General features: G+C 61.2%; 5 protein-coding genes. 2 read left to right on the top strand and 3 right to left on the bottom strand.

Annotated elements, in window-relative coordinates; all coding sequences use genetic code 11:
* Positions 1–120: 120 nt before the first annotated feature.
* The 3 genes from ABW043_RS11605 to ABW043_RS11595 form a co-directional block, all read right to left on the bottom strand.
* Positions 121–318 (bottom strand): hypothetical protein, encoded by a 198-nt coding sequence (locus ABW043_RS11605; RefSeq protein WP_353921365.1) that lies wholly within the window; start codon positions 316–318, stop codon positions 121–123.
* Positions 319–340: 22 nt separating this feature from the next.
* Positions 341–562 carry a hypothetical protein gene (locus tag ABW043_RS11600; protein WP_353921364.1) on the bottom strand — a complete coding sequence of 74 codons (222 nt, stop codon included), beginning with the start codon at positions 560–562 and terminating at the stop codon, positions 341–343.
* Positions 563–659: 97 nt separating this feature from the next.
* Positions 660–851, bottom strand: coding sequence for a DUF1192 domain-containing protein (locus ABW043_RS11595; protein WP_353921363.1), 192 nt, complete (start codon positions 849–851; stop codon positions 660–662).
* A gap of 79 nt (positions 852–930) precedes the next feature.
* Between ABW043_RS11595 and ABW043_RS11590 the strand changes: the two genes are divergently transcribed.
* Both ABW043_RS11590 and ABW043_RS11585 read left to right on the top strand, forming a co-directional pair.
* Positions 931–1,953 (top strand): NAD(P)H-quinone oxidoreductase, encoded by a 1,023-nt coding sequence (locus ABW043_RS11590; protein WP_353921362.1) that lies wholly within the window; start codon positions 931–933, stop codon positions 1,951–1,953.
* Between the two features lie 150 nt (positions 1,954–2,103).
* Positions 2,104–2,829: a DUF1013 domain-containing protein gene (locus tag ABW043_RS11585; RefSeq protein ID WP_353921361.1), complete on the top strand. Its 726-nt coding sequence runs from the start codon at positions 2,104–2,106 to the stop codon at positions 2,827–2,829.
* The last annotated feature ends 375 nt before the right edge of the window (positions 2,830–3,204 follow it).

The following is a 3,204-nucleotide window of genomic DNA, read 5'->3' as shown; positions in this document are numbered from 1 at the left end:
GAGGCGTCAAACAGAGGGAGAACCGCTCTGAAAAATTCAGAAAAATCTGAATAACTTCACCTTAACCCCAAGGTCTTAATTGCGGGTTAACAAGACTCGATTTCTTAACCTTGACGAAAATCACCTGCCCGCTGCGCCATCGAGCAGCGTGCGGCCGGTCAAGGTGATCAGCGTGGTGCCGGCAACGGTTTCGACCCAGCCCTTTTCCTCGAGCGAGCCCAGATGCGCGAGCGACAACTGGCCAGCGGCCAGAGCCTGCAATTGCGCCACTTCCGTGGGACGAACACCTTCGAGAATACGGTCCACCTGCGGCTTCATGTCTGTCTCCTTCTGCGCCAGATCAGTGACGGCGGAACGGAGGCTGCCAATAGCGAGCGACCTGAACCTGCCCTATGAAAGTCTGAACCGGCTCCTCGCGCCAAGCGTGGTCTATGCTCGTGTCGGGCTTGGGGGCGTTGAGGGGAGTGCCGTCTTCGACCCCGGCCAAACGCAGCGCATAAACCAGGGCGCAGGTGCCGGACGCGAGCAAAAGAGCGAGCAGGGCCAAAAGGTTCCACGACATGACGAAGTCTCCCAGCGTCCGGGTAAACTATTATCCCAGATGGGCACCTCGCCGAACCTTTAGTCTTTCTTAACCTTAATCCGAGGGCTTTTATCGATCAGAACTTGAACACCGCATCCGCAGCTTTTCGCGTGCTCCCGCGGGCATCGATAGCCGCCTTGAGGCGCAGGATTTCCCCTTCGAGCAGCGCGATTCTCTGTTCGAGTTCCGACACGGAAAGCGTATCGAGAACCATGCCGACGTCATGCGCCACCGGCTTTTTGCGGCGCTGTTCTTCGTCTTCCATCATGGCGGCCTCCAAGAGTTTGCCCTGTAAGATTACCGTGCCGCCCTTGCCGGGCAAGTCCGCTTTGCGCCAGCATGGGTGCATGAGCGAGCAAATCACCTTCCCCCCGACCATGTCGGCTATCCACATTGCAACGCCCGGCGCCCCCGATGCGCTCCAGGTGACGTCGCGCCCCCTGCCCCAAGTAGAGCCCGGCGAGGTGCTGATCCGCGTCGCGGCGGCCGGCGTCAACGGGCCAGACCTGGCACAAAGGCGCGGTCACTACGATCCACCGCCCGGCGCCTCGCCGCTTCCGGGCCTCGAAGTATCTGGTATTGTCGTTGCCCTGGGCGAGGGCGTCAGCCGCCACCGCGTCGGCGCTCGCGTCATGGCCCTGACCAATGGCGGCGGCTATGCCGAATATGTTGCGGTGCCGGAAGGCCAGGTCCTGCCCATTCCCTACGGCTGGAGCTTTGCCGAGGCGGCGAGCCTGCCCGAAACCTGGTTCACCGTGACACAGACCCTCGTCATGCGCGCTGGCCTCGCACCCGGCATGACCGTCCTCGTCCACGGCGCCTCGGGCGGCATTGGCGGCGCCGCGATCCAGATCGCAACGCTCCTCGGCGCCAAGGCAATCGGCATCACCTCAAGCCCGGAAAAAGCAGCTTACGCCCGCTCGCTCGGCGCCATCGCCACGATCGACCGCAGCGAAGACATCGCCGAGCGAGTTCTGTCGCGGACCGAGGGCAAGGGCGTCGACCGCGTCGTCGATCTCGTCGGCGGCGATATGGCCGCGGTCAATGTCGCCGCCTCCGCCCGTTCCGGCCACATCGTCCTCATCTCGACCCTCGAAGGCGGCACGGCCGAGGTGCCGCTGCGCCAGATGATGGCCAAGGGCATCACCATGTCCGGCTCTACCCTGCGGCCGCAATCATCCGAGACAAAGGCTGCCATTGCCGAGCGCATTGCCTTCTCGATGCTGCTGCATCTTTCCCTGCCTGATTGGGTAAAGCCCAAGATTACGACCTTCCCGCTCGAAGATGCCGCCCGCGCGCATGAGCAAATGGAAGCGAGAAATCACATCGGCAAGCTCGTTCTCCTGACTGCATTCGGACGAAGCCAATAAAATTTGCTGCAATAAATGGTTATGGCCTGACTTCAGCGTTGCGGAAACCGGGCCAAAACTCTATATTGAGGGCAGTTCCCCCTCAGCATTTGGCTTTTGAGGCGGAGCGGTCCGGAGGAAATCCGGCCGCGCCAGCAGGAGAGTTATACCATGTCCCAGCCCCTACTTATGCCCAAGGCAACCGCTGTCTGGCTCGTGGACAACACGGCTTTGTCCTTCGACCAGATCGCCGCCTTCTGCACGCTGCATCCGCTCGAAGTGCAGGGCATTGCCGATGGCGACGTCGCCTCGGGCATCATGGGTGTCAATCCGATCCAGAACGGCCAGCTGACCCGCGAAGAGATCGAAAAGGCCGAGGGTGATCCGAACTATCGCCTGAAGCTTTCCGACCCGAAGGTCCGCGTCGCCGCCGTCAAGCGCAAGGGTCCGCGCTATACCCCGATTTCGCGCCGCAACGAGCGCCCCAATGCCATCAAGTGGCTGGTGCGCAATCACCCGGAGCTGAAAGACGCCCAGATCATGCGCCTCGTGGGCACCACCAAATCGACCATCGAGTCCGTGCGTGAGAATAGCCACTGGAATGCGGCCAACCTTGCTGCCATGGACCCGGTGACCCTGGGCCTCTGCAGCCAGATCGAGCTCGACCTCGAGGTCAAGCGCGCCTCCAAGGATGCCGGCATTCCCAACGAAGTCTCCGAAGGCACGACCCTGCTCACCGCCGAGGATGCACTGGCCCGCGCAAATGCCCGCCAGAGCGAGTATGGCAGCGACAGCGAAGACGGTGGCGAAGGCCGTCGTTCCCAGGCCCACGAAGACCTCGACGCGGATTCGGTCTTCTCCAAGCTCAAGTCGCTCAAGACCGACGCCGACGAATAAGTTCTTTGGAATTTTTGGAATTGAAGATCCCCGCCCTCGTGGTGGGGATTTTTGTTTTGGTCTTGGTTATCAGGCCTTTGCATAGAGTTACGAAGTCCCCCTTCCATCGTCACCACCGGGCTTGTCCCGGTGGTCCATGCGGAGGCGAGATGGATTGCCGGGACAAGCCCGGCAATGACGACCGATGAGACGACCGCGCATCTGTAGTCAGGGCCTAAACGTGGTTCTGCTTCCAGCGCCCCGTTGACAAATCAACCATACAAGAGTGCTCATACCGCCCTCACCCGCCGGATTCGCCTTTCCCATGATTGATCCCGTCTTTGTCACTGTCGCCGTGATCGCGGTGCTGATCGTTGGCTTGTCAAAAGCAGGCTT

This window comes from Devosia sp. (assembly GCF_040509215.1).
Taxonomy (GTDB): domain Bacteria; phylum Pseudomonadota; class Alphaproteobacteria; order Rhizobiales; family Devosiaceae; genus Devosia.
The sequence above is the reverse complement of the archived record's forward strand: the minus strand, read 5'-3'. Positions and strand labels throughout refer to the sequence as shown.